The 23,439-nt window shown below is 64.2% G+C and carries 26 protein-coding genes and 1 riboswitch; of the genes, 17 read left to right on the top strand and 9 right to left on the bottom strand.

The features are described from left to right. The first annotated feature begins 5 nt into the window (after window positions 1–5). A complete protein-coding gene (gene thrH / locus E6O51_RS07450; protein ID WP_136384355.1) occupies window positions 6–617 on the top strand; it encodes a bifunctional phosphoserine phosphatase/homoserine phosphotransferase ThrH in 612 nt (203 codons plus the stop codon). 11 nt (window positions 618–628) lie between these two features. Next, a complete protein-coding gene (gene purU / locus E6O51_RS07445; RefSeq protein ID WP_136384354.1) occupies window positions 629–1,504 on the top strand; it encodes a formyltetrahydrofolate deformylase in 876 nt (291 codons plus the stop codon). A 92-nt stretch (window positions 1,505–1,596) separates the two neighbouring features. On the opposite strand, the gene amt (E6O51_RS07440) is transcribed toward purU, so the two are convergent. The 5 genes from amt (E6O51_RS07440) to glnK (E6O51_RS07420) all read right to left on the bottom strand — a co-directional run bounded on the left by amt (E6O51_RS07440) (window position 1,597) and on the right by glnK (E6O51_RS07420) (window position 6,145). Further along, entirely contained in the window at window positions 1,597–2,958 is a 1,362-nt protein-coding gene (gene amt / locus E6O51_RS07440) for an ammonium transporter (protein WP_136384352.1), read from the bottom strand. A gap of 14 nt (window positions 2,959–2,972) precedes the next feature. Then, the gene (gene glnK, locus E6O51_RS07435) at window positions 2,973–3,311 is read right to left on the bottom strand and encodes a P-II family nitrogen regulator (protein ID WP_136384351.1); all 339 of its coding nucleotides are present in this window, start codon (window positions 3,309–3,311) and stop codon (window positions 2,973–2,975) included. A 55-nt stretch (window positions 3,312–3,366) separates the two neighbouring features. Next, window positions 3,367–4,098 carry a TorF family putative porin gene (locus E6O51_RS07430; protein WP_136384353.1) on the bottom strand — a complete coding sequence of 244 codons (732 nt, stop codon included), beginning with the start codon at window positions 4,096–4,098 and terminating at the stop codon, window positions 3,367–3,369. Between the two features lie 332 nt (window positions 4,099–4,430). Then, window positions 4,431–5,792, bottom strand: coding sequence for an ammonium transporter (gene amt, locus E6O51_RS07425; protein WP_136384352.1), 1,362 nt, complete (start codon window positions 5,790–5,792; stop codon window positions 4,431–4,433). A 14-nt stretch (window positions 5,793–5,806) separates the two neighbouring features. After that, on the bottom strand, window positions 5,807–6,145 hold the full coding sequence (glnK, locus tag E6O51_RS07420; protein WP_136384351.1) for a P-II family nitrogen regulator: 339 nt from the start codon (window positions 6,143–6,145) through the stop codon (window positions 5,807–5,809). A 308-nt stretch (window positions 6,146–6,453) separates the two neighbouring features. Here glnK (E6O51_RS07420) and E6O51_RS07415 point away from each other — a divergent pair, with 308 nt between their 5' ends. From E6O51_RS07415 to E6O51_RS07405, 3 genes are all read left to right on the top strand, one after another. Then, window positions 6,454–6,705 carry an accessory factor UbiK family protein gene (locus tag E6O51_RS07415; RefSeq protein WP_136384350.1) on the top strand — a complete coding sequence of 84 codons (252 nt, stop codon included), beginning with the start codon at window positions 6,454–6,456 and terminating at the stop codon, window positions 6,703–6,705. A gap of 138 nt (window positions 6,706–6,843) precedes the next feature. Then, a complete protein-coding gene (locus tag E6O51_RS07410; protein WP_136384349.1) occupies window positions 6,844–8,343 on the top strand; it encodes a YifB family Mg chelatase-like AAA ATPase in 1,500 nt (499 codons plus the stop codon). Window positions 8,344–8,437: 94 nt separating this feature from the next. Next, entirely contained in the window at window positions 8,438–9,622 is a 1,185-nt protein-coding gene (locus E6O51_RS07405; RefSeq protein ID WP_136384348.1) for a multidrug effflux MFS transporter, read from the top strand. A 21-nt stretch (window positions 9,623–9,643) separates the two neighbouring features. Here E6O51_RS07405 and E6O51_RS07400 read toward each other — a convergent pair whose 3' ends face one another. From E6O51_RS07400 to E6O51_RS07390, 3 genes are read right to left on the bottom strand one after another with little or no spacing between them, the layout of a single operon-like run. Then, complete coding sequence (locus E6O51_RS07400) at window positions 9,644–10,036, bottom strand: rhodanese-like domain-containing protein (protein ID WP_136384347.1); 393 nt, start codon at window positions 10,034–10,036, stop codon at window positions 9,644–9,646. 40 nt (window positions 10,037–10,076) lie between these two features. Then, entirely contained in the window at window positions 10,077–10,829 is a 753-nt protein-coding gene (locus E6O51_RS07395; protein ID WP_136384346.1) for an ABC transporter ATP-binding protein, read from the bottom strand. Continuing rightward, window positions 10,819–11,649 carry an ABC transporter ATP-binding protein gene (locus tag E6O51_RS07390; protein ID WP_230976725.1) on the bottom strand — a complete coding sequence of 277 codons (831 nt, stop codon included), beginning with the start codon at window positions 11,647–11,649 and terminating at the stop codon, window positions 10,819–10,821. Before E6O51_RS07390 ends, E6O51_RS07395 begins: the two co-directional genes overlap by 11 nt. A gap of 108 nt (window positions 11,650–11,757) precedes the next feature. Between E6O51_RS07390 and bamE the strand changes: the two genes are divergently transcribed. The 3 genes from bamE to metH all read left to right on the top strand — a co-directional run bounded on the left by bamE (window position 11,758) and on the right by metH (window position 16,740). Then, entirely contained in the window at window positions 11,758–12,246 is a 489-nt protein-coding gene (bamE, locus tag E6O51_RS07385; RefSeq protein WP_136384345.1) for an outer membrane protein assembly factor BamE domain-containing protein, read from the top strand. Between the two features lie 4 nt (window positions 12,247–12,250). Further along, window positions 12,251–12,874, top strand: a complete 624-nt coding sequence (locus tag E6O51_RS07380; RefSeq protein WP_136384344.1) for an outer membrane protein assembly factor BamE — start codon at window positions 12,251–12,253, stop codon at window positions 12,872–12,874. Window positions 12,875–12,911: 37 nt separating this feature from the next. Further along, window positions 12,912–12,984, top strand: a riboswitch (S-adenosyl-L-homocysteine riboswitch). 66 nt (window positions 12,985–13,050) lie between these two features. Next, a complete protein-coding gene (gene metH / locus E6O51_RS07375; protein ID WP_136384343.1) occupies window positions 13,051–16,740 on the top strand; it encodes a methionine synthase in 3,690 nt (1,229 codons plus the stop codon). A gap of 6 nt (window positions 16,741–16,746) precedes the next feature. Here the strand turns inward: metH and E6O51_RS07370 are convergent, their stop codons facing one another. Then, window positions 16,747–17,292, bottom strand: a complete 546-nt coding sequence (locus E6O51_RS07370; protein WP_136384342.1) for a phage integrase N-terminal SAM-like domain-containing protein — start codon at window positions 17,290–17,292, stop codon at window positions 16,747–16,749. A 158-nt stretch (window positions 17,293–17,450) separates the two neighbouring features. Between E6O51_RS07370 and E6O51_RS07365 the strand changes: the two genes are divergently transcribed. The 9 genes from E6O51_RS07365 to E6O51_RS07325 all read left to right on the top strand — a co-directional run bounded on the left by E6O51_RS07365 (window position 17,451) and on the right by E6O51_RS07325 (window position 23,188). Beyond that, on the top strand, window positions 17,451–18,242 hold the full coding sequence (locus tag E6O51_RS07365; RefSeq protein WP_136384341.1) for a hypothetical protein: 792 nt from the start codon (window positions 17,451–17,453) through the stop codon (window positions 18,240–18,242). Window positions 18,243–18,293: 51 nt separating this feature from the next. Continuing rightward, a complete protein-coding gene (locus E6O51_RS07360; protein WP_136384340.1) occupies window positions 18,294–18,815 on the top strand; it encodes a hypothetical protein in 522 nt (173 codons plus the stop codon). Window positions 18,816–18,882: 67 nt separating this feature from the next. Further along, window positions 18,883–19,554: a hypothetical protein gene (locus E6O51_RS07355; protein ID WP_136384339.1), complete on the top strand. Its 672-nt coding sequence runs from the start codon at window positions 18,883–18,885 to the stop codon at window positions 19,552–19,554. Window positions 19,555–19,568: 14 nt separating this feature from the next. After that, window positions 19,569–20,591, top strand: coding sequence for a transglutaminase family protein (locus E6O51_RS07350; protein ID WP_136384338.1), 1,023 nt, complete (start codon window positions 19,569–19,571; stop codon window positions 20,589–20,591). A gap of 11 nt (window positions 20,592–20,602) precedes the next feature. Further along, window positions 20,603–21,205: an RHS repeat-associated core domain-containing protein gene (locus E6O51_RS07345; RefSeq protein WP_136384337.1), complete on the top strand. Its 603-nt coding sequence runs from the start codon at window positions 20,603–20,605 to the stop codon at window positions 21,203–21,205. Next, on the top strand, window positions 21,193–21,459 hold the full coding sequence (locus tag E6O51_RS07340) for a hypothetical protein (protein ID WP_136384336.1): 267 nt from the start codon (window positions 21,193–21,195) through the stop codon (window positions 21,457–21,459). The genes E6O51_RS07345 and E6O51_RS07340 overlap by 13 nt, the downstream gene beginning before the upstream one ends. 108 nt (window positions 21,460–21,567) lie before the next feature. Next, complete coding sequence (locus E6O51_RS07335) at window positions 21,568–21,870, top strand: hypothetical protein (RefSeq protein ID WP_136384335.1); 303 nt, start codon at window positions 21,568–21,570, stop codon at window positions 21,868–21,870. Between the two features lie 163 nt (window positions 21,871–22,033). After that, complete coding sequence (locus E6O51_RS07330) at window positions 22,034–22,621, top strand: hypothetical protein (protein WP_136384334.1); 588 nt, start codon at window positions 22,034–22,036, stop codon at window positions 22,619–22,621. A 105-nt stretch (window positions 22,622–22,726) separates the two neighbouring features. Next, window positions 22,727–23,188: a hypothetical protein gene (locus tag E6O51_RS07325; protein ID WP_136384333.1), complete on the top strand. Its 462-nt coding sequence runs from the start codon at window positions 22,727–22,729 to the stop codon at window positions 23,186–23,188. Window positions 23,189–23,439: the final 251 nt, after the last annotated feature.

The following is a 23,439-nucleotide window of genomic DNA, read 5'->3' as shown; positions in this document are numbered from 1 at the left end:
CCACCGTGCAGATCGTCTGTCTCGACCTCGAAGGCGTGCTCGTCCCGGAAATCTGGATCGAATTCGCCGAGCGCACCGGCATCCCGGAACTGCGCCGCACCACCCGCGACGAGCCCAACTACGACACGCTGATGAAGTACCGCCTGGACATCCTGGCGGCGAAGAAACTGGGCCTGCCGGACATCCAGGAAGTGATCGCGAGCATGGGACCCATGGCCGGCGCGCGGGACTTCCTCGATGGCCTGCGGGAGCGCTACCAGGTGGTGATCCTGTCCGACACCTTCTACGAATTCGCCCACCCGCTGATGCGCCAGCTTGGCTGGCCCACCCTGTTCTGCCACAGCCTGGAGGCCGACGACGCGGGTGTGCTGGTGAACTACCACCTGCGCATGGCCGACCAGAAGCGCGAGGCGGTGCGCCGCTTCAAGGAACTCAACTTCAAGGTGGTGGCCGCCGGCGACTCCTACAACGACACCGCCATGCTGGGCGAAGCCCACGGCGGCATCCTGTTCCACCCGCCGGAAAACGTCGTGCGGGAGTTCCCCCAGTTCCCCGTGGTGCGCGACTACGGCGCGCTGCGCACGGAAATCGACAAAGCTTTCGCACGCGTCGCCTGAACGCCCACGCCATGCACCGCACCCGCTACTACACCCTGTCGGCCTCCTGCCCGGACCGGGTCGGCATCGTCGCCAAGGTGTCCGGCTTCATCGCCGAGCACCGGGGCTGGATCCTGGAAACCGCGCTGCACGCCGAACCGCCGCGGGAGGGCGAAGAGATCGGGCGCTACTTCATGCGCATCGAAATCCGCGCCGATTCGCTGCCCTTCCACCTGGCCGAATTCCGCGAGCGCTTCCGCCCCATCGCGGAAGAGCTGGAAATGGAGTGGAAGATCACCGATTCCGCGGTCAAGAAGCGCGTCGTGGTACTGGTGAGCCGCCAGGAGCACTGCCTGTACGACCTGCTCGCGCGCTGGCAGTCCAGGGAGCTGGACATCGAGATCCCCTGCGTGATCTCCAACCACGACGACTTCCGCGGCTTCGTCGAGTGGCACGGCATCGCCTTCCACCACGTACCGGTGACCCTGGACAACAAGGCCGCGGCCTACGCCGAGGTGGGACGCATCTTCGAGGAGGTGCGCGGCGACACCATGGTGCTGGCGCGCTACATGCAGATCCTCTCGCCCGAACTGTGCGCCGCCCACCCGGGCCGCATCATCAACATCCACCACAGCTTCCTGCCCAGCTTCGTCGGCGCCAAGCCCTACCACCAGGCCTGGACCAAGGGCGTGAAGCTGATCGGCGCCACCTGCCACTACGTCACCGCGGAGCTGGACCAGGGCCCCATCATCGAGCAGGACGTGATCCGCATCGACCACTCCGACGCGGTGGAGGACATGGTCCGCTACGGCAAGGACATCGAGAAGACCGTGCTTGCCCGCGGCCTGCGCTACCACTTGGAAGACCGGGTGCTGCTCCACGGCAACAAGACCATCGTGTTCCGCTGAGGGTTTCCACGCCGGCTTGCCGGCAGAGGCAAAAAAAACGGGCGCCCCCGCAAGGAGGCGCCCGTTCCACTTCACGGGGAGGAGTGGCCCGCTCAGTAGTGGTAGGCGGTTTCGCCGTGAGAGGTGATGTCGAGGCCCTCGCGCTCTTCCTCCTCGGAGACGCGCAGGCCGATCAGCACATCGACGATCTTGTAGGCGATGAGCGAGACGATGCCGCACCAGACGATGGTGACGAGCACGCTCTTGACCTGGACCCACACCTGGGCGGCGATGGCGAAGTCCTCGGCGCCGGTACCGCCCAGGCCGGGGGCCGCGAGCACGCCGGTGAGGATCGCCCCGACGATGCCGCCCACGCCATGGACGCCGAACACATCGAAGGCATCGTCCGCGCCGAGCAGGCGCTTCAAGCCGCTCACGCCCCACAGGCACACGAAACCGGCGATCAGCCCCAGCACGATGGAGCCCATCGGGCCGATGAAACCCGCCGCGGGCGTCACCGCCACCAGGCCGGCTACCGCACCGGACGCCGCACCCAGCATCGAAGGCTTGCCCTTGAACAGCGCCTCGCCCAGGCTCCAGGCCAGCACCGCCGCGCCGGTGGCGAGGATGGTGTTGATGAAGGCCAGGCCCGCGATGCCGTTGGCCGCCCCGGCCGAACCGGCGTTGAAGCCGAACCAGCCCACCCACAGCAGGGAAGCGCCGACCATGGTCAGGGTCAGCGAATGCGGGGTCAGGGCCTCACGGCCGAAACCGATGCGCTTGCCCACCAGATAGGCGCCCACCAGACCGGCCACCCCGGCGTTGATGTGCACCACGGTACCGCCAGCGAAGTCGAGCGCGCCGTCCTCGGCCAGCAGGCCGCCGCCCCACACCATGTGCGCCATCGGGATGTAGCTGAAGGTGAACCACAGCACCCCGAACAGCAGCACGGCCGAGAACTTGATGCGCTCGGCGAAGGCGCCGACGATCAGCGCGGTGGTGATGGCCGCGAAAGTGGACTGGAAGGCCACGAAGACGAACTCGGGGATGGTCGACAGCGCGGCCGAAGGATCGTCCGGGCCGATGCCCTTGAGGAACACCTTGTCGAAGCCGCCGAAGAACGTACCCTCGCCGCCGAAGGCCAGGCTGAAGCCGTAGATGGCCCACAGCACGGTGATCAGCGAGAAGATCACGAACACCTGCATGAGCACCGACAGCATGTTCTTGCTGCGGGCCAGCCCGCCGTAGAACAGCGCCAGGCCGGGAATGGTCATGAGGATGACGAGCATGGTGGAAGTGAGCATCCACGCGGTGTCGCCGGAATCGATGGCCGGCGCCTCTTCAACGACTTCCGCGGCGGCCGCGGCCACCTCGGCAACGGCCTCGGCGGCCGCAGCCGCCGCGTCCTGGGCGAAAACGCCGCCCGCAAAGCCGACGGTGAGAGCCGCCAGCAGGATGGCAAACAGTTTCTTCATGTTGTATGGCTCCCTTACAGCGCGTCGGCGCCGGTCTCGCCGGTGCGGATGCGGATGGCCTGCTCCAGATCGAAGACGAAGATCTTGCCGTCACCGATCTTGCCGGTGGACGCGGCCTTCTCGATGGCTTCGATGGCCTGGTCGAGGATGTCGGCGCGGATGGCCGCCTCGATCTTGACCTTGGGCAGGAAGTCGACGACGTACTCGGCGCCGCGGTACAGCTCGGTGTGGCCCTTCTGGCGCCCGAACCCCTTGACCTCGGTGACGGTGATGCCCTGCACGCCGATGGCCGAGAGCGCTTCGCGCACCTCGTCCAGCTTGAACGGCTTGATGATCGCGGTGATGAATTTCATGGCTGTCTCCGGTCGTCCGGCCGGGACGCTTGCGCGCCCCGGCTGCGGGCGGAACTTAGAAGGAGCGGCTGACCGACAGGATGAAACGATCGTCGGCGAGGCGGTTGTCCTTGATGTCGGTATCCACGTAGTGCAGGCCGAAGTCGAAGCCGCCGTAGGAATAGGTGGCGCCGAGCTTCCAGTCCTCGTAGTTGTCGGCGTTGCGGGTGTCGGAGTAGCCGTAGTGGGCGTCCAGGGTCAGGCCGTCGAGGATTTCGTAGGCGACGCCCAGGTCGTAGTAGCCGCTGTTCTTGGCATCCTCGACGCCGAACTGGTGGGAGGACAGGGTGTGCGAATAGGTGAAGGAGAGGAATTCCCAGGACAGGCCGACGTAGGCTTCCAGCGTGTTCGGGCTCTTCGAGCCGGTGGCGGCCTTCCATTCGGAGTCGAAATCGCCCGGGTAGTAATACTGCAGCAGGCCGACGTCGACGCCGATGGGGCCGAGCTCGGTGGCGTAGCCGGCGTACAGGTTGGTTTCCAGGCTGCTGCTGGAATTCACGTCCAGCCCCTTCTCCAGGTCGCTCAGCCAGGACACGTTGGAAGCCCAGAAACCGACGTAGAAGCCGCTGTCGTGAGCATAGTCGAAGCCGCCCTGCAGCGCCGGACGCTGGTCGGTCTGGCTGATGCCGCGGAAGGCGTAGTCGGACACGACGCTGACGTTGGCCGAGAACGGGCTGTCTTCGGCCAGCGCGGCACCGGAGCCGAGCAGGGCGGCGGCGAGGGCGGATGCGAGGATGCGTTTTTGCATGGTTTTCTCCTTTGAAAAAGCGTTTTGGCGTCGCTTTCAATGCATGCTCCGTGCCAGAAGGACGGAATACGCGTAAAACCTGGTGTTTCAAGGGTGTGACAACCTCGCCGGCCGTACTTCTGGCGATACCGCGCCGCGCCGGAGAGGGCTGTTTCCGTCTCGATGCACGGAATTGGTGCGTAATGTCCCGTGCCCGGCACCAAAAGCAGCGCGCCGTGGAATTGGCACATCGCCGGCGCGCGTCCGGAGTGCCCAAAAAAAAGGGGCGCCTCGCGGGGCGCCCTTCCGTAGCGGGACCGGAGGAGAGACGGTCCCGGGTGGCACAAGCCTTGTCAGTAGTGGTAGGCGGTTTCGCCGTGAGAGGTGATGTCGAGGCCCTCGCGCTCTTCCTCCTCGGAGACGCGCAGGCCGATCAGCACATCGACGATCTTGTAGGCGATGAGCGAGACGATGCCGCACCAGACGATGGTGACGAGCACGCTCTTGACCTGGACCCACACCTGGGCGGCGATGGCGAAGTCCTCGGCGCCGGTACCGCCCAGGCCGGGGGCCGCGAGCACGCCGGTGAGGATCGCCCCGACGATGCCGCCCACGCCATGGACGCCGAACACATCGAAGGCATCGTCCGCGCCGAGCAGGCGCTTCAAGCCGCTCACGCCCCACAGGCACACGAAACCGGCGATCAGCCCCAGCACGATGGAGCCCATCGGGCCGATGAAACCCGCCGCGGGCGTCACCGCCACCAGGCCGGCTACCGCACCGGACGCCGCACCCAGCATCGAAGGCTTGCCCTTGAACAGCGCCTCGCCCAGGCTCCAGGCCAGCACCGCCGCGCCGGTGGCGAGGATGGTGTTGATGAAGGCCAGGCCCGCGATGCCGTTGGCCGCCCCGGCCGAACCGGCGTTGAAGCCGAACCAGCCCACCCACAGCAGGGAAGCGCCGACCATGGTCAGGGTCAGCGAATGCGGGGTCAGGGCCTCACGGCCGAAACCGATGCGCTTGCCCACCAGATAGGCGCCCACCAGACCGGCCACCCCGGCGTTGATGTGCACCACGGTACCGCCAGCGAAGTCGAGCGCGCCGTCCTCGGCCAGCAGGCCGCCGCCCCACACCATGTGCGCCATCGGGATGTAGCTGAAGGTGAACCACAGCACCCCGAACAGCAGCACGGCCGAGAACTTGATGCGCTCGGCGAAGGCGCCGACGATCAGCGCGGTGGTGATGGCCGCGAAAGTGGACTGGAAGGCCACGAAGACGAACTCGGGGATGGTCGACAGCGCGGCCGAAGGATCGTCCGGGCCGATGCCCTTGAGGAACACCTTGTCGAAGCCGCCGAAGAACGTACCCTCGCCGCCGAAGGCCAGGCTGAAGCCGTAGATGGCCCACAGCACGGTGATCAGCGAGAAGATCACGAACACCTGCATGAGCACCGACAGCATGTTCTTGCTGCGGGCCAGCCCGCCGTAGAACAGCGCCAGGCCGGGAATGGTCATGAGGATGACGAGCATGGTGGAAGTGAGCATCCACGCGGTGTCGCCGGAATCGATGGCCGGCGCCTCTTCAACGACTTCCGCGGCGGCCGCGGCCACCTCGGCAACGGCCTCGGCGGCCGCAGCCGCCGCGTCCTGGGCGAAAACGCCGCCCGCAAAGCCGACGGTGAGAGCCGCCAGCAGGATGGCAAACAGTTTCTTCATGTTGTATGGCTCCCTTACAGCGCGTCGGCGCCGGTCTCGCCGGTGCGGATGCGGATGGCCTGCTCCAGATCGAAGACGAAGATCTTGCCGTCACCGATCTTGCCGGTGGACGCGGCCTTCTCGATGGCTTCGATGGCCTGGTCGAGGATGTCGGCGCGGATGGCCGCCTCGATCTTGACCTTGGGCAGGAAGTCGACGACGTACTCGGCGCCGCGGTACAGCTCGGTGTGGCCCTTCTGGCGCCCGAACCCCTTGACCTCGGTGACGGTGATGCCCTGCACGCCGATGGCCGAGAGCGCTTCGCGCACCTCGTCCAGCTTGAACGGCTTGATGATCGCGGTGATGAATTTCATGAGGTTCTCCTTTCGCCTGCCGGGGGCAGGATGGCGGTCAGCATGTCTTGTTTCTCCCGGTTGAGTCTTGGCGGCCCGCTTGCAAGCGGGTTCCGTGCCAGAATGCGGAACGTCAGCCGGATCAGCGAATTAGCCATGTCCGCCGCGGCGTGCTGCAGTGCAGCGGGCGAATCGGATGTCCATTCCGGTGCATGAGCACCATGGTGGTGCGAGGGATGTTACAAGCTGTGGCGGGCGGCCGCCCGGAGGCCCTCTCCGGGGCGCGTGCTAAACTGCACCCATCCCTGATTCCGCCAGCGAATACCGCCATGAGCACTCCCCGCATCCTCGACGAAATCGGCGCGAAACTGTCCGAGATCGCCGCCGCCAGCCCGGCGCGCGACATCGAAAAGAACGTGCGCGCGCTGCTCGGCAGCGCCTTCGCCAAGCTCGACCTGGCCACCCGCGAGGAATTCGACGTGCAACGCGAACTGCTTGCCCAGGCGAACCGCCGCCTGGCCGAACTGGAAGCGCGGGTCGCCGCCCTCGAAGCCGCCGCGGAGCCCGGCAAGCGCGCCTGAAGGCGTGCATCGGCAACGGTCGGGGCCGATGAGCAAGAAACCGGTGCCGTGCGCCCGGGCCACACCGCGAAACATTCCATACCGCATGAATTGATGCCGCTGGGCTAAACTGCCGGCTTCGTCCACGCGGAGCCCCGCATGTCGCTCGCCCTGGTTCACACCCGCGCCCTCGACGGCATGAGTGCGCCCGCGGTGACCGTGGAGGTCCATCTGGCCAACGGCCTGCCGGCCTTCAACCTGGTCGGCCTGCCCGATGCCGAGGTACGCGAGGCGCGCGAGCGCGTGCGCGCCGCGATCGCCACCTCGCAGTTCGAATTCCCCCAGCGCCGCATCACCGTGAATCTCGCCCCGGCCGACCTGCCCAAGGAAGGCGGGCGCTTCGACCTGCCGATCGCCGTCGGCATCCTCGCCGCGGCGCGCCAGGTGGATGCCGCCGCTCTGGCGCACCACGAGTTCGTCGGCGAACTGTCCCTCTCTGGCGGGTTGCGTGCGTCCCGCGGCGTGCTCGCGGCGGCGCTCATGGCCGGACAGCACGGCCGCACGCTGGTGGTGCCGCGCGCCAACGCCGACGAGGCCGCGCTCGCGCGCGCCACCCCGGTGCTGGCCGCGGACAGCCTGCTCGAAGTGTGTGCCCACCTCAACGGCCACCAGCCCATCGCGCCCCATCGCGCCACGGTTGCGGTGCAGCCCGCTGCGGCGTTGCCCGATCTCGCCGACGTGAAGGGCCAGCACCAGGCCCGCCGCGCGCTGGAGGTGGCCGCGGCCGGCCAGCATTCGCTGCTGATGTACGGCCCGCCGGGCACCGGCAAGTCCATGCTGGCGCGCCGCCTGCCGGGCCTGCTGCCGCCGCTGGACGACGACGAGGCACTTCAGGTCGCCGCGCTGCACTCGCTGGAGCGCGGCTTCGACGTCACGCAATGGGGTTTGCGCCCGATCCGCGCCCCGCACCACTCGGCCTCGGTCGCCGCCCTCGTGGGCGGCGGCGGCAACCCCCAGCCGGGCGAGATTTCCCTGGCCCACCACGGCGTGCTCTTTCTCGACGAGTTGCCGGAATTCGAGCGGCGCGCGCTGGAAGCGCTGCGCGAACCGCTGGAGACCGGCATGGTCACCGTGTCGCGGGCGCGCCGGCGGGTCGCCTTCCCGGCCTTCTTCCAGTTGGTGGCGGCGATGAATCCCTGCCCCTGCGGCTACGCCGGCCATCCGACGCGGCGCTGCCGCTGTACGCCGGACCAGGTGGCGCGCTACCGCGGGCGTCTGTCCGGCCCGCTGCTCGACCGCATCGACCTGCGCGTGGAAGTGCCGGCCCTCGACGAGGGCGCGCTGACGGCCCGCCCGGCGGGCGAAGACAGTGCCGCGGTGCGTAACCGCGTGATGCGCGCCCGCGAGCGCCAGCAGGCGCGCCAGGGCGTGCTCAATGCCCTGCTCGACGAGGCCCAGGTGGAGCGCCACTGCCGGCCGGACGCCGATGCGGCGGCGCTGCTGCGCCAGGCGATCTCCCGCCTGAACCTGTCCGCGCGGGCGTATCATCGCGTGCTGCGGGTGGCCCGCACGGTCGCGGACCTCGCCGAAGCCGACTCCATCGGCACGGCGCACGTGGCCGAGGCCATCCAGTACCGGCGCAGCTTCGACGAGTCCTAAAGCCCGTTCGCCGCGCGCCCGCCAGATCAACATTCCCGGAAGCGTCTCGTACGGCCCGCGGGCCGCGGCGCACCCGGTTTGCCCAAGGTTCCGCATGCCCGCCACGTCGCCCCGGCTCGCGGTGCTGCTGGCCGCGCTCGCGGCCATCGGCCCGTTTTCGATTGATGCCTATCTGCCCGCCTTCCCGGCCATGGGAGCGGCGCTGGGCGCTGCGCCGCTCGCCGTGCAGCAGACGCTGACCGCCTACATGGCCACCTTCGCCTTCATGTCCCTGTGGCACGGCGCCCTGTCCGACCGTTTCGGGCGCCGGGACGTGATCATCGTCTCGCTGGTGCTGTTCGCCGCGGCCTCCCTGGCCTGCGCCTTCGCCCCGTCCATCGAGTGGCTGTGGGCCGGACGCGCGCTGCAGGGCGTGAGTGCCGGCGCGGGCATGGTGGTCGGGCGCGCGGTGATCCGCGACGTCTACGACGGTGCGCATGCGCAGCGCCTGATGTCGCGGGTGATGCTGATCTTCGCCGTGGCGCCGGCGGTGGCACCGCTGGTGGGCGGCGCGTTGCTGGCCCTCGCGGGCTGGCGCGCGATCTTCTTCTTTCTCGCCCTGTTCGGCGCCGCGCTGGGCTGGATGACCTGGCGCTACCTGCCCGAAACCCTGTCCGCCGAGGCGCGCCAGCCCCTGCATCCGCTCGGCCTCGCGCGGGGCTACTGGGCGGTGTTCTCCAGTCTGGCCTTCATGCTGCTGGTGGTGGCGGTCGCGTTCAATTTCAACGGCTTCTTCATCTACGTGCTGTCGGCGCCGGTGTTCATCATGGAGCATCTCGGCCTGGGCGAACTCGACTTCGCCTGGCTGTTCGCGTCGGCGGTACTGGGCATGATGGGGGGCTCCTGGCTGTCCGGCCGGGTGGCCGGGCACTGGAGTTCGCGGCGCACCATTGCCGTGGGCTTCGCCATCATGCTTGCCGCCGGTCTCGGCAACGTCGTGTACGCCGCGTTGCTGCCGCCGGCGGTGCCGGCTTCGGTGCTGCCCGTCGGGGTGTATACCTTTGGCATGTCGCTCGCCATGCCCAGCCTGACGCTGCTGGCGCTGGACATCTTTCCCCAGCGGCGCGGCATGGCGGCGAGCTGCCAGAGCTTCGTCCAGGTGGGCGTGAATGCGCTGAGCGCGGGGATGGTGGTGCCGCTGCTGTGGGCCAGCCCGCTCACCCTCGGCCTGGGGATGAGCCTTTTCGTCGCGCTCGGGCTGGCGGCCTATCTGGCCTGGCGGGGGGAGCCGGCCGCCTGAATGGCGCGGCGGCGAACTCGTTCAGCACTGCTCCCAGGGCAGGCCGTCGTGCCGCCAGCCGGAGATCGTGTTGCGGTGCTGGCTGTCGTCCAGCTCGCCCTCGAAGCCATGCACCACGTTGAACACCTGCGTGAAGCCGGCCTGCTCCAGCGCCTCGCCGGCCGCCTCGGAGCGATTGCCGCTGCGGCAGATCAGCAGCACCGGGCGTTCGCCGCCGTCACCGGCGAGCCGCTTCACCTCGTCGACGAAGTGGGGGTTGATGCGCCATTCGGGGCCGTCGTTCCACGCCACGTGCAGCGCGCCGAGCGGATGGCCGACGAAGTGGTGTTCGATCTCGCTGCGCACGTCGATCAGCAGTGCGTGCGGGTTGGATCGCAGGTAGTCGTGGGCTTCCCTGGGGGGCAGATGCTTCATGGCCGGTGGGCGGAAAAACGGAATGGCGGAGTATAAGCGGTTACGGATTTTCCGTTCCGCCCAGGTAGGCGCGCCGGATCGCCGGATCGTCGCGCAGCGCGGCGGCGGCGCCTTCCAGCGCGATGCGGCCGTTCGCCATCACGTAGGCGCGCTGCGCCAGTTCCAGGGCCAGGGCGGCGTTCTGTTCCACCAGCAGGATGCTGACCCCGTCGCGGGCGATCGCGGCGATGGTGTCGAACAGCGCATCCACCAGGCGCGGCGCCAGGCCCATGGACGGTTCGTCGAGCAGCAGCAGGCGCGGGCGGGCGAGCAGCGCGCGGCCGATGGCCAGCATCTGCTGCTCGCCCCCCGAGAGTGTGCCGGCCGGCTGGCCGAGGCGTTCGCGGATGCGCGGCAGCAGGGTGTAGACCCGTTCCAGGTCGGCGGCCAGCACCGCCTTGTCCCGCCGCGTGTAGGCACCCAGGCGCAGGTTCTCATCCACCGACAGGCGGGCGAAGATGCCGCGCCCTTCCGGCACCAGCGCGATGCCGCGGGCCAGCCGCAGGTGGGCGGGCAGGGCCTCGACCGCCTCGCCGCGGTAGCGGACGTGGCCGGCGGCCAGCGGCAGCAGGCCGGCCACCGCGTTGAGCGTGCTGCTCTTGCCGGCGCCGTTGGCGCCGATCAGGCTGACCACCTCGCCTTCGTGCACGGCGAGGTCGATGCCATGCACGGCGCGCAGCGCACCGTGGTCCACCGCCACGCCTTCGAGCTGCAGCAGGGGCGGGGCGGCCTCCGCAGCGGATTCATCCGCCATGCCGCCCCCGCCCCAGATAGGCTTCGATCACCGCCGGATCGCCCTGCACCGCGGCCGGCGTGCCCTCGGCGATCTTGCGCCCGGCATCGAGCACCGCCATGCGGTCGCACAGACCCATGACCAGCGGCATGTCGTGCTCGATCAGCAGCACCGTGGTGCCGTCGGCGCGGATGCGCCGCAGCAGCGTGGCCAGCGCCGCGCTCTCGCTCGGGTTCATGCCGGCGGCCGGTTCGTCGAGGGCCAGCAGCAGCGGCCCGGCCGCCAGCGCGCGGGCGATCTCCAGCCGCCGGCGGTCGCCGTAGGACAGGGCTTCGGCCAGCGTGCCGGCATGCTCGCCGAGACCCACGTAGTCGAGCAGATGGCGCGCGAAGGCGGCGGCACGGGCTTCCTCCTCGCGCGTGCGGCGGCCGCGCAGCAGGGCGTCGAGCGCGCCGGCGGCGAGCCGCCCGTGGTGGCCGATCAGCACGTTTTCGAAGGCGGTGAGGTCGTCGAACAAGCGGGCGTTCTGGAAACTGCGCGCGATGCCGCGCGCCGCCACCGCGCGGACCTCGCCGCGGGCGAGCACGACACGGTCGAACACGATGCCGCCCGCATCCGGCGTACAGAAGCCGGTGAGCACGTCGAAGAAGGTGGTCTTGCCGGCGCCGTTGGGGCCGATCAGGGCGTAGATTTCGCCGCGGTGGATGTCCAGCGACACGTCGTCGAGGGCGCAGATGCCACCGTAGCGCTTGCTGAGCCCGCGCGCCTGCAGCAGCGGCACGCGGGCGGCATCCGCGGTGGGGAAGGTGGCGCCGCCATCCGGTTCGCTGGAATCCCTCAAATCCGCATGGCTCCCGGCCAGATGTGTTGCAATGGCTCACCGGCCGGCGATTGCGTGCCACCCGGTCCCGGTGCGATTCTAGCAGCATCATTACGCCGGTCAGGAACGATGAAGAAGCTGCTCAGCCTGCTGTGTGCCCTGTTCGCCGCCATCGGCCTGCCCGGCTGCGATTACCTCAACGTGCGCGAGCTGAAGCCGGGGGTGTCCACCGCGGCCGAGGTGCGCGAACGCTTCGGGCCGCCGCAGATGGAATGGCTCAATACCGACGGCTCGGTGACCTGGGAGTATTCGCGCCAGCCCGAGGGCGCGGAGTGCTACATGATCACCGTCGGCCCGGACAACATCCTGCGCCAGGTCGACCAGGTGTTGAACGAAACGCAGTTCGCGCGCGTCCAAACGGGCATGAGCGGAGACGAGGTGCGCCGCCTGCTCGGCCGTCCGGCCGCCCGCCAGTTCTTCCAACTGAAGCGGGAGACGGTGTGGGAGTGGCTGATCGAGCGCGGCAGCACCATCGTCGACCCGACCTACTTCACCGTGTCCTTCGATGAGCAAGGACGGGTGAGCGGCACCGGACGTTACAACAAACCCAAGCCCTGAAATCATGTCACGCCCAGCCCTGCACATCCTGCGCCATCCTTCCCGCGTGCTCGCCGTGGTGGCGCTCGCGTTCGCCCTCGCCGGCTGCGCCGCCTTCGCGCCGCCCCGCCCCTACACCAGCGAGACCGAGGCCATCGCCGCCCGCGGCGAACCGACCGCGCGCTGGCCCAACCCGGACGGCAGCACCGTGCTGGAGTTTTCCACCCAGCCCAACGGCACGAGTTGCCTGATGGTGGAAGTGGACCCCACCGGCGTGGTGCTGCGCCAGTGGGATGCGCTGGCCTCCGACAACCTCGCCCAGGTGAAGAAAGGCATGACCCAGGACGAAATCCGCCGCCTGCTGGGCCAGTACCGCTCGGTGCAGCGTTTCGCCCTGTCGGGCGAGGAGGTATGGGACTGGAACATCCCCAAGTCCTATATCGATCTGGTCGCCGAACGCTTCAACGTCCATTTCGTCGACGGCAAGGTGGTGCGCACCAGCCGCAGCTACGAGTATCCCAACGATGGCTGGATGTGGGGCACCTGGTACGGCCGCCCGTACTGGGGGATGGGATGGGGCTACCATTGGGGCCGTCCCTGGGGCTACCCCTGGCGGCACCCCTACTGGGACCCGTGGTGGGGCTGGTAGGTTGGCAAACGCCCCGCACTGCCGCTAGACTTTCGCCTCTGCCGAGGGGCGCTGCGACCTGAACCGCGTTCGGGCCAGGCTCGGCAACCGAACAACGGCGCTCGCAAACCATTGCCGGGTTTGCCGCGCCGTTCGCTTTTGTGCCGGCCGCCCGGTCAGACAAGGCATTCCGCACCATGCAACCCGACCGCAGCTCCGAACTCCGCCAGCATCTCGCCCGCCGCATCCTGATCCTGGACGGCGCCATGGGCACCATGATCCAGCAGTACAAGCTGGGCGAGGCGGACTACCGGGGCAGCCGCTTCCTGGACCACCCTCGCGACCTCAAGGGCAACAACGACCTGCTGGTGCTCACCCGCCCGGACGTGGTGGGCGAAATCCACCGCGCCTATCTGGAAGCCGGCGCGGACATCATCGAGACCTGTTCCTTCAACGCCACCCGTGTGTCCCAGGCCGAGTACGGCATGGCCGACGTCGCCTATGAGTTGAACGTGGCCAGCGCCCGCCTGGTGCGCGAACTGTGCGACGAATACACTGCCCGCAACCCGGACAAGCCGCGCTACTGCGCCGGCGTGCTGGGGCCGACCTCGCGCACGCTCTCCATCAGCCCGGACGTGAACGACCCTGGCTACCGCAACATCAGCTTCGACGATCTGGCCGACGACTACTACGACTCCGCCCGCGGCCTGATGGAAGGCGGTGCCGACCTGCTGCTGATCGAAACCATCTTCGACACCCTCAACGCCAAGGCGGCGGTGTTCGCCATCGAGAAGCTGTTCGGTGACCTGAACCGTCGCCTGCCGGTGATGATCTCCGGCACCATCACCGACGCCTCCGGGCGCACCCTCTCCGGGCAGACTGCGGAAGCCTTCTGGAACTCGCTCTCCCACGCCCAGCCCATCTCCTTCGGCCTCAACTGCGCCCTCGGCGCGGCCGAGCTGCGCGCCTACGTGGAGGAACTGGCCCACGTCTGCGACACCCACGTCTCCGCCCACCCCAACGCCGGCCTGCCCAACCCGCTGGCGCCCACGGGCTACGACGAGACCCCGGAGCAACTGGCCGGCGCGGTGGTGGAATGGGCACGATCCGGCCTCGTAAACATCCTCGGCGGCTGCTGCGGTACCACGCCGGCCCACATCGCCGCCATCGCCGAAGCCGTGGCCGGCCTGCCGCCGCGCCGGGTGCCGGAAGTCGAGAAGAAGCTGCGCCTCGCGGGCCTGGAGCCCTTCGACGTGGGCCGGGAGGCGCTCTTCGTGAACGTGGGCGAGCGCACCAACGTCACCGGTTCGAAAGCCTTTGCCCGCATGATCCTGGAAGGCCGCTTCGACGACGCCCTGGCCGTGGCCCGCCAGCAGGTGGACAACGGTGCCCAGGTCATCGACATCAACATGGACGAGGCCATGCTGGACGGCCAGGCCGCCATGGAGCGCTTCCTCAAGCTCGTCGCCGCCGAGCCGGACATCGCCCGCGTGCCGGTGATGCTGGACTCCTCCAAGTGGGAGGTCATCGAGGCCGGCCTGAAGTGCATCCAGGGCAAGGGCATCGTCAATTCCATCTCCATGAAGGAAGGCGAGGCCGCCTTCCTGCGCCAGGCGCGCCTGTGCCGGCGCTACGGCGCGGCGGTCATCGTCATGGCCTTCGACGAGAAGGGCCAGGCGGACACCTGGGCGCGCAAGACCGAAATCTGCAAGCGCGCCTACGAGTTGCTGACGGGCATCGGCTTCCCGCCCGAGGACATCGTCTTCGACCCCAACATCTTCGCCATCGCGACCGGCATCGAGGAGCACGACAACTACGCGGTGGACTTCATCGAGGCCACACGCTGGATACGCCAGCACCTGCCGCACGCGCACGTGTCGGGCGGCGTTTCCAACGTCTCCTTCAGCTTCCGCGGCAACGACGCGGTGCGCGAGGCCATCCACACCGTCTTCCTCTACCACGCCATCCGCGCCGGCATGAGCATGGGCATCGTCAACGCCGGCATGCTGGGTGTGTACGACGAACTCGATCCGGTGCTGCGGGACAAGGTCGAGGACGTGGTCCTGAATCGCCATCCCGGCGCCGGCGAGGCGCTGGTCGAATTCGCCCAGACGGTCAAGGAAGGCCGGGCCAAGGAAACCGGCCCGGACCTGTCCTGGCGCGCCCAGCCGGTGGAAGAGCGCCTCAAGCACGCGCTGGTCAAGGGCATCACCGACTTCGTCGTGGAAGACACGGAAGAAGTGCGCGCCAGGCTGGAAGCCGAGGGCAGGCCGCCGCTGGCGGTCATCGAAGGCCCGCTGATGGCCGGCATGGACGTGGTGGGCGACCTCTTCGGCGCAGGCAAGATGTTCCTGCCCCAGGTGGTGAAGTCCGCCCGTGTCATGAAGCAGGCCGTGGCCCACCTGATCCCCTACATCGAGGCCGAGAAGCTGCGCACCGGCGCCGCCAGCAAGGGCCGCATCGTCATCGCCACGGTCAAGGGCGACGTGCACGACATCGGCAAGAACATCGTCGGCGTGGTGCTGGGCTGCAACGGCTACGAGGTCATCGACCTGGGTGTCATGGTGCCGGCGGAAAAAATTCTGCATGCGGCCAAGGAGCACGGCGCCCAGGCCATCGGCCTGTCCGGCCTGATCACCCCGTCGCTGGAGGAGATGAGCCACGTGGCCGCGGAGATGCAGCGCCAGGGCTTCGAGGTGCCGCTCCTGATCGGCGGCGCCACGACGAGCCGCGCCCACACCGCCATCAAGATCGCGCCCCACTACGAGCAGCCCGTGGTCTACGTGCCGGATGCCTCCCGCGCCGTGGGCGTGGTCACGGCGCTGCTCTCGGAAGGCGGCGCGGACGATTTCAAGGCGCAATTGGCCGCCGACTACGACCGCATCCGCGCCCAGCACGCCAACAAGCGTGGCGTGCAACTGGTGGACCTGGAGGCCGCGCGTGCCAATGCCTACGACCCGCTGTCGGTGGAAGGCTACGTGCCCCCGGAGCCCAACACCCTGGGCGTGATGGCCCTGGACGTGGATCTGGAAGACCTGCGCCCCTACATCGACTGGGGCCCCTTCTTCCAGACCTGGGACCTGGCCGGCAGCTTCCCCAAGATCCTCGACGACGAGATCGTCGGCGAAACCGCGCGCAACGTGTTCCAGGATGCGCAGAACATGCTGGAAGACCTCATCGCCGGCCAGTGGGTGCAGGCCCGCGCCGTGTTCGGCCTGTTCCCCGCCAACAGCGCGGGCGACGACATCGAACTGTTCGAGGACGAGGCGCGCACCCACCCCATCATGACCTGGTACGGCCTGCGCCAGCAGCACGAACGTCCGCCCGGCAAACCCCACTGGTGCCTGGCGGATTTCGTCGCGCCGCGGGATTCCGGCGTGCGGGACTGGATCGGCGCCTTCGCCGTCACTGCCGGGCTGGGCATCGAGCACAAGCTCGCCGAATTCGAGGCCGCCCACGACGACTACCACGCCATCATGCTCAAGAGCCTCGCCGACCGGCTGGCCGAAGCCACCGCCGAATGGCTGCACGAGCGCGTGCGCAAGGAATACTGGGGCTACGCCGCCGACGAGGCGCTGGACAACGAAGCCCTGATCAAGGAAGCCTACCGCGGCATCCGTCCCGCCCCCGGCTACCCGGCCTGCCCGGACCACACGGTCAAGGCGGCCCTGTTCCAGTTGCTGGACGCCCCCGCCAACGCCGGCATGGGGATCACCGAGGCCATGGCCATGACCCCGGCCGCCTCCGTGGCGGGCTTCTACTTCGCCCACCCGGAAAGCCACTACTTCGCCATCACCAAAATCGGCCGCGACCAGCTCGAAGACTGGGCGCGCCGCACCGGCATGAGCGTGGCCGCCGCCGAACGCTGGCTCGCGCCGCTGCTGTAGGCGGGTTCAAAGGCGGTCGATCGGCGACACCACGCCACGGCCGCCCTCGCCATCGCGCTCGGCGATTTCGTTCAGTTCGAAATCCACGTCCTTGATGCGCAGGCGCAAGGCTTCCATCAGACGCATGCCGGTGCCGTAAAGCAACTGAGCAAGGCTGCGCTCCACTCCGTTCATGCGCCCGAGCCGGACCTTGACCTCACCACGCGACAACACCACCGGAACCCGCTGTCTGGGCTTGGGGCGGCCGATTTCCTTGAGCCATGGCAGATCGACGCCCAGCACTTCGCGGTACAGGAAGAGCAGGGCCGACAGCGCCTGCGTGTGGGTAGAGGCCGCCACCTTGCGTTCGTTCGCCAGGTAAGCCGGAAATGCCTCGACCTCGGCAGCGCCCATGTCGCGTGGATTGCGGAGGCGATGCCACTTCACGAAGAAGCGCACCCAGTACACATAGGCCTGTTCGGTCCGGTAGCTGTAGTGCTTGTAGCGGATGCGATTACGGACCTGATCCAGCAAGCGCGGGGCGGGTGCGGACTGTACGCTCTCCACGTTCATGCAGGGTTTCTCCAGCAAGATTGATGAAAATATGTACAGTAGATGCCCGAGTGCAAGATGACAAGCGGCTTGATGTATGATCGCTGGAATTTCTTATGCGTCAGGCGTCTGCGTATACGGCAGCGCGCCGTCTACAATAAAGTTAGGATGCTTGGAGCATGCGGATCATCACGAGGGGAGCCAAGGTCGGCCCGTGCAATATCTGCGGAACTGTAGGCGTGCTCACAGAAGATCACATTCCGCCGAAAGGTGTGGCTCGGGTGAGTCAGGTGTTGATGTTAAATATCGTCGATCTTCTTTCTGTTCAAAGGCCAAAAAAGTCGGGCCGTATCTCGCAAAACGGCGTCAAGTACCGAACTCTCTGCGGTAAGTGCAATAACGAGCGCCTTGGGCTTCGTTACGATCCTGTGCTTATCGCTCTCGCAAAAGACGTCCGTGCCTATCTTGAATCAGCACTGCATCTACCCTCTGCGATGCATTTGACCGTCAAACAAAATCGGCTTGTTCGTAGCGTGGTCGGGCACTTGCTGGCGCACGGCGTCGACGAACATCGAAACGGTTCCATGATTGAAAATCTCACGGACTACTTTCTTGACGAAAGTGCTCCGTTTCCCGCAAACCTCAAGCTGTATTATTGGGTGTACCCGTACAACGATCAAGTTATCGTTAAGGGCGCTGCTCTGTCTGTTCATTACTGGAACTCATTTGCTGTTTTCATGCTTTTGAAGTTTTTCCCGTTGAGTTTCTTCATCGTTCTGGACGAACCAGCCGAGTGGAGAATTCCCTTTGGCCGCCTAGACTCAGTACTAACCACGTCAATTGACGATGAGGCAATGATAGACATCAATTTCGCCAACCTCCCTCCGCAACGCTGGCCGGAGGCTCCTGAAAATACTGGTATGGTCATGTACGGCGAAGGAGCCATAGGTGCTATTCAAACCGCATTCTAACCTTTCAATCCACCGGACCTGAGCTCAAACGTTAGGCAGCGTTGCCCGCCCATGGAACTTAAGGACATCATCACAGCCATCGCCGCCCTCGTTGGGATGGTCCTTGGTATATATAACTATCTCCACGCTAGAGCAGCCGACCGAGTGCGGTTACGGGTGGTTCCCAAGTCATCCTCATATCAGGGCAAAGACTTCACCGGCCGCGAGTTCTACCTGCATAACAAAGATCGCTTCGACATACACCACCCTACGTACCCTCCCGATACGCTGTCCGTAGAAGTTGTGAATCTCAGTAAGTTTCCTGTCACGGTTGATGAAATCGGCCTTCGCTCGCGCTGGCGGAAGACAAGGCTTGTTCTCGTCAATCCGGTGCTCGCTGACAGAGGGCCTTGGCCAAGAAAGCTAGAACCGCGTGAGAGTGTGACCGCATCATTTGATCTTACGTCCCTCATTGATAGCGACCATCTTCCATCTGTAACTCATGCCTATGCCACAACTATTTGTGGAAGTACCTGCCTTGGAGAAAGTGGTGCTCTTAAAGAACTTGTGCTCACGCTCAAAAACGCTGCCTAACCTTTCGCTGCAGGGGACGCTCCGCCTATCGGCGGCGCGCCCCTGAACTCAAACGTTAGCCCTCGTCATGGTCATGCGGCCTCTTAATGAGCAAATCGGCGACGACGACGCCTTGCGCATTCATCTTCTTGCGGAAGCCGCTCGCGCGCTCCGGGTGAGTGGCCGAGCTTCAAATTACTACCTGCGGGAACTCGCAGACTGTCTTGATTCCGGTCTCTTCTTGGCGTCAGTTCATCTGGCCGTATCGTTGGTGGAAATGCATGTCCGAGATCTTCTTGTCTTCTTCCTTGCGCCTCAGCAGTCATCGGGAGACCTAGCCCAATGGAGGGAGGCACTTCATAAAGCGGAAAAGGAAGTCGAAGGCGTGAAGAAGCGGGGCCTCATGTTCTCCGAAATGCTCACTCGCCTTGTCAGTGCCAGTGTGGTTAGCGAGGCCGATAAAGACCAACTGCTCGCCTTCTACAATGCGTTTCGCAATCCCATTCAACATGGATTGTCGCGCCGACTGGTTCACGGCGAAGGAAACCAAGACTGGGCATTTCTTGCATCGTTACTTGAATCACCGGAGCGCCGGGCCGACAAACTCGATGAGTTTGTTACTCATCACGCCGAGGAGCTTGCGACATTCGTTGTTAACTTCATCGCTCGTAGAAACATTCCGTCTAGCCACCTACGAGGGCTAACATTTCGTTCCAGGGGACGCTGCGCGATAAAGCCGCGCATCGCCCCTGAACTTTGACGTTGGGCCTTTCCATGCGCGTACTGAGCCGGTTCCTTACGTTCTACCTTGTGCTGGTCACCCTGGGCCTCCCAGTCGTCCGCGCCGAGATGGTACCCGGCGCAGACATCAAGTCCGTCCCGGAGGCAAAGCGCGTTGACGCCATCTTGCGGCAACCCGAAAGCAAGATGGACCTCGGCAGAATCAAGCTCACCATCGACAAGATGATTAATCCGACCGTCGATGTCGATGCCGGGCTAAAGCAAATCGACGCTATGACCGCACAGGTGCGTGCCATGCAGCCCGGCTTTCCTTCAAGCAATGACAGACTCCAGGCCCTCCGCGCCTACCTCTATGAGAAAGGGCCGTGGAACGGCTATCGGTCCTTCAGCTATGACCTGGACGATCCTCTTGGGAAGAACATCCGAAACAAACTCCTGCTGAACTACATCGCGTCGAAGAAGGGCAATTGCGTCACGATGCCCTTGTTGTTCGTCATCCTTGGTCAGCGCCTTGGCCTTGATGTAACCATTTCCACAGCGCCCCTTCACTTCTTCGTGAAATACACCGATCCCGAAACCGGAATCACCTATAACCTTGAGGCCACAAGTAGCGCCAAGCCGGCGCGGGATGTTTGGATTCGGCAACAGAACCCGATGACCGACCAATCCATCGTCAACGGGCTCTATATGCGGAAGCTGTCGAAACGGGAGACGGCGGCGGCCATTGCGACGGTACTTGCCGAGTATCTTGCTCCGAAGCAGGAGCATGAGAAGGTCATCGCGCTTTCGGATGTGGTGCTTGCCCATTATCCGAAGGACATTGGCTCCATGCTCAGGAAAGGCAGCGCCTACGGCCGCCTAGCCAATAGGGACTTCATGCAGAAGTATCGGATGCCGAAATTGATACCGCCGGAGGAATACGGGTACTTCAAATACCTTGGAGATCAGAACCGCCTGTGGTTCGAGCAGGCCGAAGCCCTTGGGTGGCGCGAACCGACCCAAGACCAGGAAGCCAACTACGTTCAATCTGTCAGCCGTGCCAAGGCTGCTCAATAAGGGAAGTCATCATGTCAATGCGCAAGGTCAGAGCTGTCGCGGTAGTCGTAGGGGCATTCGCCGTCTACGCCGGGAATGCCTCGGCGCGCTTCATTCAGCCAGACCCTATCGGACTTGCGGGTGGGATGAATCCCTACACCTATGTCGGTGGCAATCCTTTGCTATACGTCGATCCCCTCGGGCTCTATTCTGAAATCGTCGTTTGGCAGCCAGTCGGATGGGGGTCATCTTCTTTCGGCCACGTTTCGACCAACGTCAACGGAACAACCTACAGTTTTGGCCCCGGTGGAATGTGGGTAGGTCCGACGGGCCAATACATGGGCATGAATAATTTCCGTAGCGGCGTGGGCACAGTGATTAATCTGAATCCACAACAGGAGCAACAGTTTGAGGCTTGCTTGAAGAAGCCCCAAGGCAGCTACGGTGCCGTGGCAAATAATTGTGGCGCACCGCCTCAATACTGCTTACAAAATCTCGGGGTTAATCTTGGAGGATATACGCCACTGCCGGTCAATTTCGGAAACAACCTGATGAACGGCGGTTCAGCTCAGGGTTTCAACTTCTATCCTGCCAGCTCCCCCGCTAATGGAAGCAGCGCACCATGGGCAAGATAGGACGATTTCTTATTGTCGTTGGCTTAGTGCTGGTAATGCTCGGTGCTGGAGCAGGTATCCTGGTCTTGCGAACCGGCTACTCAATTCAGGAAATGGATTGGAACTCGGACGGGGAAACAACCGTTAGCGAAATGCTACGCGCGATTGATATCGGTCGTCGTTCAATAAGGAAAGATGGGCTGGAGTGCCAAGAGTATTTCAGCTTCAAGGATGGCCTTCCTGTTCGTGTCGTATGTCCTCCTGCCCGTGAATAGGCCCAACCCGGCAGTCAACCGGACCTGCGCGAAAAGCCGCGCAGGCCGGTTACTTCTACGTTGGGCATCATCAGTGAAGCGCGCTACACACTTTGAGATGGGTTACTGATGGATAAAGAACAACGAGTTGGTGCTCTTGTTGCGGGCGCATCGTTCGGACTCTGGGCGCTATACCTCTACGCTGGATTGTGTAGCACCTGTGGGTCAATGGTCAGTTTTGGCGTTGTCTTGCCCGGCTGCATTCTTGGTTTTCCTTGGGGATTGTTGTGGCTCGGTGCGCTGGCAGTTCTACAGTCGGCTCTTGGCGAGAACAGTATTCCGTTGCCGGTCATCCTGCTAGGTTTCGTGGCCTGCGTCTCCTTGAACGGCGCGTTGATTGGTGGCCTGTTCGGGAATGCCCGCGCAAAATGAACACTGGTGACCGTCTCCTTCAAATCCATATACCGCCTCACTTCCATGAAACGATGCCCAACTCTACGCTCAACCCCGTTCGCTTCGCTCACTGGGCGCTGCGCGATAAACCCGCGCAGCGCCGGTTAGCTTCACGTTAGGCAAAATCAAAATGAGGTACTAAATGAAAATCGTACAAAAGAAAAGGTCAAATAAACACACTTTTTCATTTTATGACGATTATTTTAACTTCGCCTATGAAGATAAATCTGGATCAGGAGATACTGATATGAGCTACGCAGATTTTCCTCAAAAATCATCCGTTCAAATAGAACAAAATCAATGGCTCAGAAATGTTGGTTTTTTGTGGATGGCGCTAGGCACATTTATTCTCGGTCACGCTGTTTTCACTGGCGCCACACTTTCCGGCAAAGGGTTTTGGATCTTAATGGGAGTCGCCTGTGTTATTTGGGCGCATTTCTCGAAAGTAAAATACTCTGTATTTAGGGTGGGGTGTGGGAATATATTCGTTATACAAGACAAAAATCATGACGAAATTGTTAAAGAACTAAATAATAGAAGAAAAGCACAACTATTAAAATGGCATGGAGACGTGAATCCTGAAAATGAGCTAGAAAACGAAATTACTAAATTTAAGTGGTTGGTTGAGCAAGGCGTATTAACTAAAGAAGAGTCGGAAAAGAAAATAGCTCAAGCGGAGTTGCTTCATAATAAAGTGAGCATTGACTCCCCAGGGCAGAGATTGAACTAAATGCCTAACAATTAAAATTCACTCGGACAGCAAAAAGCACCGCTGCGCTCTGCGCTCTGCGCTCTGCTTTCTGCTGCCGGTGATTTTTGGCGTTAGACGCTGACCATGGACCGTCGGAAAGAACTCAGCAACGTAGTATCCGGTTTGTACGGCTCCTTCATCAGTCGCAATAACGACGTTGCGGGCTATTGGGGGATTGGAAAGCTTTGCTTGCTTGCGCAAGAACGCGAAACGGGCATTGTTGAACTCAACTTGCTTACCGAGACCATTGCTCCCGAGACAACGCAGTTTGCAAGACTGCTGAGGGGTTACCACTCATTCTTGAAAAGGCATCTGTCTGCACGGCGCATCCCTCTCACCTGGGTAGTTTCAGCAAACATTGAACTCAACTTCAGGCCAGAGGATCGCCCGAAGAAGCACATCCCAATTGTGTCGTGGGGCAGTTTGTTCAAGCTGACCGTGGCAATAAAAGATGACAAAAACAAGGAGCATATCGCTTGCGGATTCAGCTACTGCGGACCACATAACCCAACGAAGGAGCACCAAAGTGTCGGCGAACGCTTCTAACCTTGCGCTCAACGCGGACGCTTGGAATGCCGCCTCGCGGCATTCCAAGCCCCGGTTAGCTTCACTACAAGGGCTTCCCTATCTGTCAAGCAATAGCGTCCCGTGGCCGGCGGAGCGGGCAGTGTTTTCTTGCCAAACAAATACCTTCCGAGTGATCTGCAAACAAGGCGAGAACAACAAGGTGCGGACTGGCCAGACTACAAACGGTCACTCTTGCAGCGCTTCAGTGGCTGCGGACCCTGATGAAGGAC

Origin of the sequence: Pseudothauera rhizosphaerae, from assembly GCF_004801305.1 — a bacterium.
GTDB lineage: Bacteria > Pseudomonadota > Gammaproteobacteria > Burkholderiales > Rhodocyclaceae > Pseudothauera > Pseudothauera rhizosphaerae.
The sequence above is the reverse complement of the archived record's forward strand: the minus strand, read 5'-3'. Positions and strand labels throughout refer to the sequence as shown.

Bases quoted from the DNA above. Each gene is read 5' to 3' on its own strand.
- bamE (WP_136384345.1), top strand. From the start codon at position 11,758: ATGAAGAAGCTGCTCAGCCTGCTGTGTGCCCTGTTCGCCGCCATCGGC.
- E6O51_RS07430 (WP_136384353.1), bottom strand. From the start codon at position 4,098: ATGCAAAAACGCATCCTCGCATCCGCCCTCGCCGCCGCCCTGCTCGGC.
- E6O51_RS07410 (WP_136384349.1), top strand. From the start codon at position 6,844: ATGTCGCTCGCCCTGGTTCACACCCGCGCCCTCGACGGCATGAGTGCG.
- E6O51_RS07350 (WP_136384338.1), top strand. From the start codon at position 19,569: ATGCGCGTACTGAGCCGGTTCCTTACGTTCTACCTTGTGCTGGTCACC.
- glnK (WP_136384351.1), bottom strand. From the start codon at position 3,311: ATGAAATTCATCACCGCGATCATCAAGCCGTTCAAGCTGGACGAGGTG.
- E6O51_RS07380 (WP_136384344.1), top strand. From the start codon at position 12,251: ATGTCACGCCCAGCCCTGCACATCCTGCGCCATCCTTCCCGCGTGCTC.
- purU (WP_136384354.1), top strand. From the start codon at position 629: ATGCACCGCACCCGCTACTACACCCTGTCGGCCTCCTGCCCGGACCGG.
- E6O51_RS07405 (WP_136384348.1), top strand. From the start codon at position 8,438: ATGCCCGCCACGTCGCCCCGGCTCGCGGTGCTGCTGGCCGCGCTCGCG.
- amt (WP_136384352.1), bottom strand. From the start codon at position 2,958: ATGAAGAAACTGTTTGCCATCCTGCTGGCGGCTCTCACCGTCGGCTTT.
- E6O51_RS07395 (WP_136384346.1), bottom strand. From the start codon at position 10,829: ATGGCGGATGAATCCGCTGCGGAGGCCGCCCCGCCCCTGCTGCAGCTC.
- E6O51_RS07370 (WP_136384342.1), bottom strand. From the start codon at position 17,292: ATGAACGTGGAGAGCGTACAGTCCGCACCCGCCCCGCGCTTGCTGGAT.
- glnK (WP_136384351.1), bottom strand. From the start codon at position 6,145: ATGAAATTCATCACCGCGATCATCAAGCCGTTCAAGCTGGACGAGGTG.
- E6O51_RS07340 (WP_136384336.1), top strand. From the start codon at position 21,193: ATGGGCAAGATAGGACGATTTCTTATTGTCGTTGGCTTAGTGCTGGTA.
- E6O51_RS07400 (WP_136384347.1), bottom strand. From the start codon at position 10,036: ATGAAGCATCTGCCCCCCAGGGAAGCCCACGACTACCTGCGATCCAAC.
- E6O51_RS07330 (WP_136384334.1), top strand. From the start codon at position 22,034: ATGAAAATCGTACAAAAGAAAAGGTCAAATAAACACACTTTTTCATTT.
- E6O51_RS07415 (WP_136384350.1), top strand. From the start codon at position 6,454: ATGAGCACTCCCCGCATCCTCGACGAAATCGGCGCGAAACTGTCCGAG.
- E6O51_RS07345 (WP_136384337.1), top strand. From the start codon at position 20,603: ATGTCAATGCGCAAGGTCAGAGCTGTCGCGGTAGTCGTAGGGGCATTC.
- E6O51_RS07360 (WP_136384340.1), top strand. From the start codon at position 18,294: ATGGAACTTAAGGACATCATCACAGCCATCGCCGCCCTCGTTGGGATG.
- E6O51_RS07365 (WP_136384341.1), top strand. From the start codon at position 17,451: ATGCGGATCATCACGAGGGGAGCCAAGGTCGGCCCGTGCAATATCTGC.
- E6O51_RS07335 (WP_136384335.1), top strand. From the start codon at position 21,568: ATGGATAAAGAACAACGAGTTGGTGCTCTTGTTGCGGGCGCATCGTTC.
- E6O51_RS07325 (WP_136384333.1), top strand. From the start codon at position 22,727: ATGGACCGTCGGAAAGAACTCAGCAACGTAGTATCCGGTTTGTACGGC.
- amt (WP_136384352.1), bottom strand. From the start codon at position 5,792: ATGAAGAAACTGTTTGCCATCCTGCTGGCGGCTCTCACCGTCGGCTTT.
- metH (WP_136384343.1), top strand. From the start codon at position 13,051: ATGCAACCCGACCGCAGCTCCGAACTCCGCCAGCATCTCGCCCGCCGC.
- E6O51_RS07355 (WP_136384339.1), top strand. From the start codon at position 18,883: ATGGTCATGCGGCCTCTTAATGAGCAAATCGGCGACGACGACGCCTTG.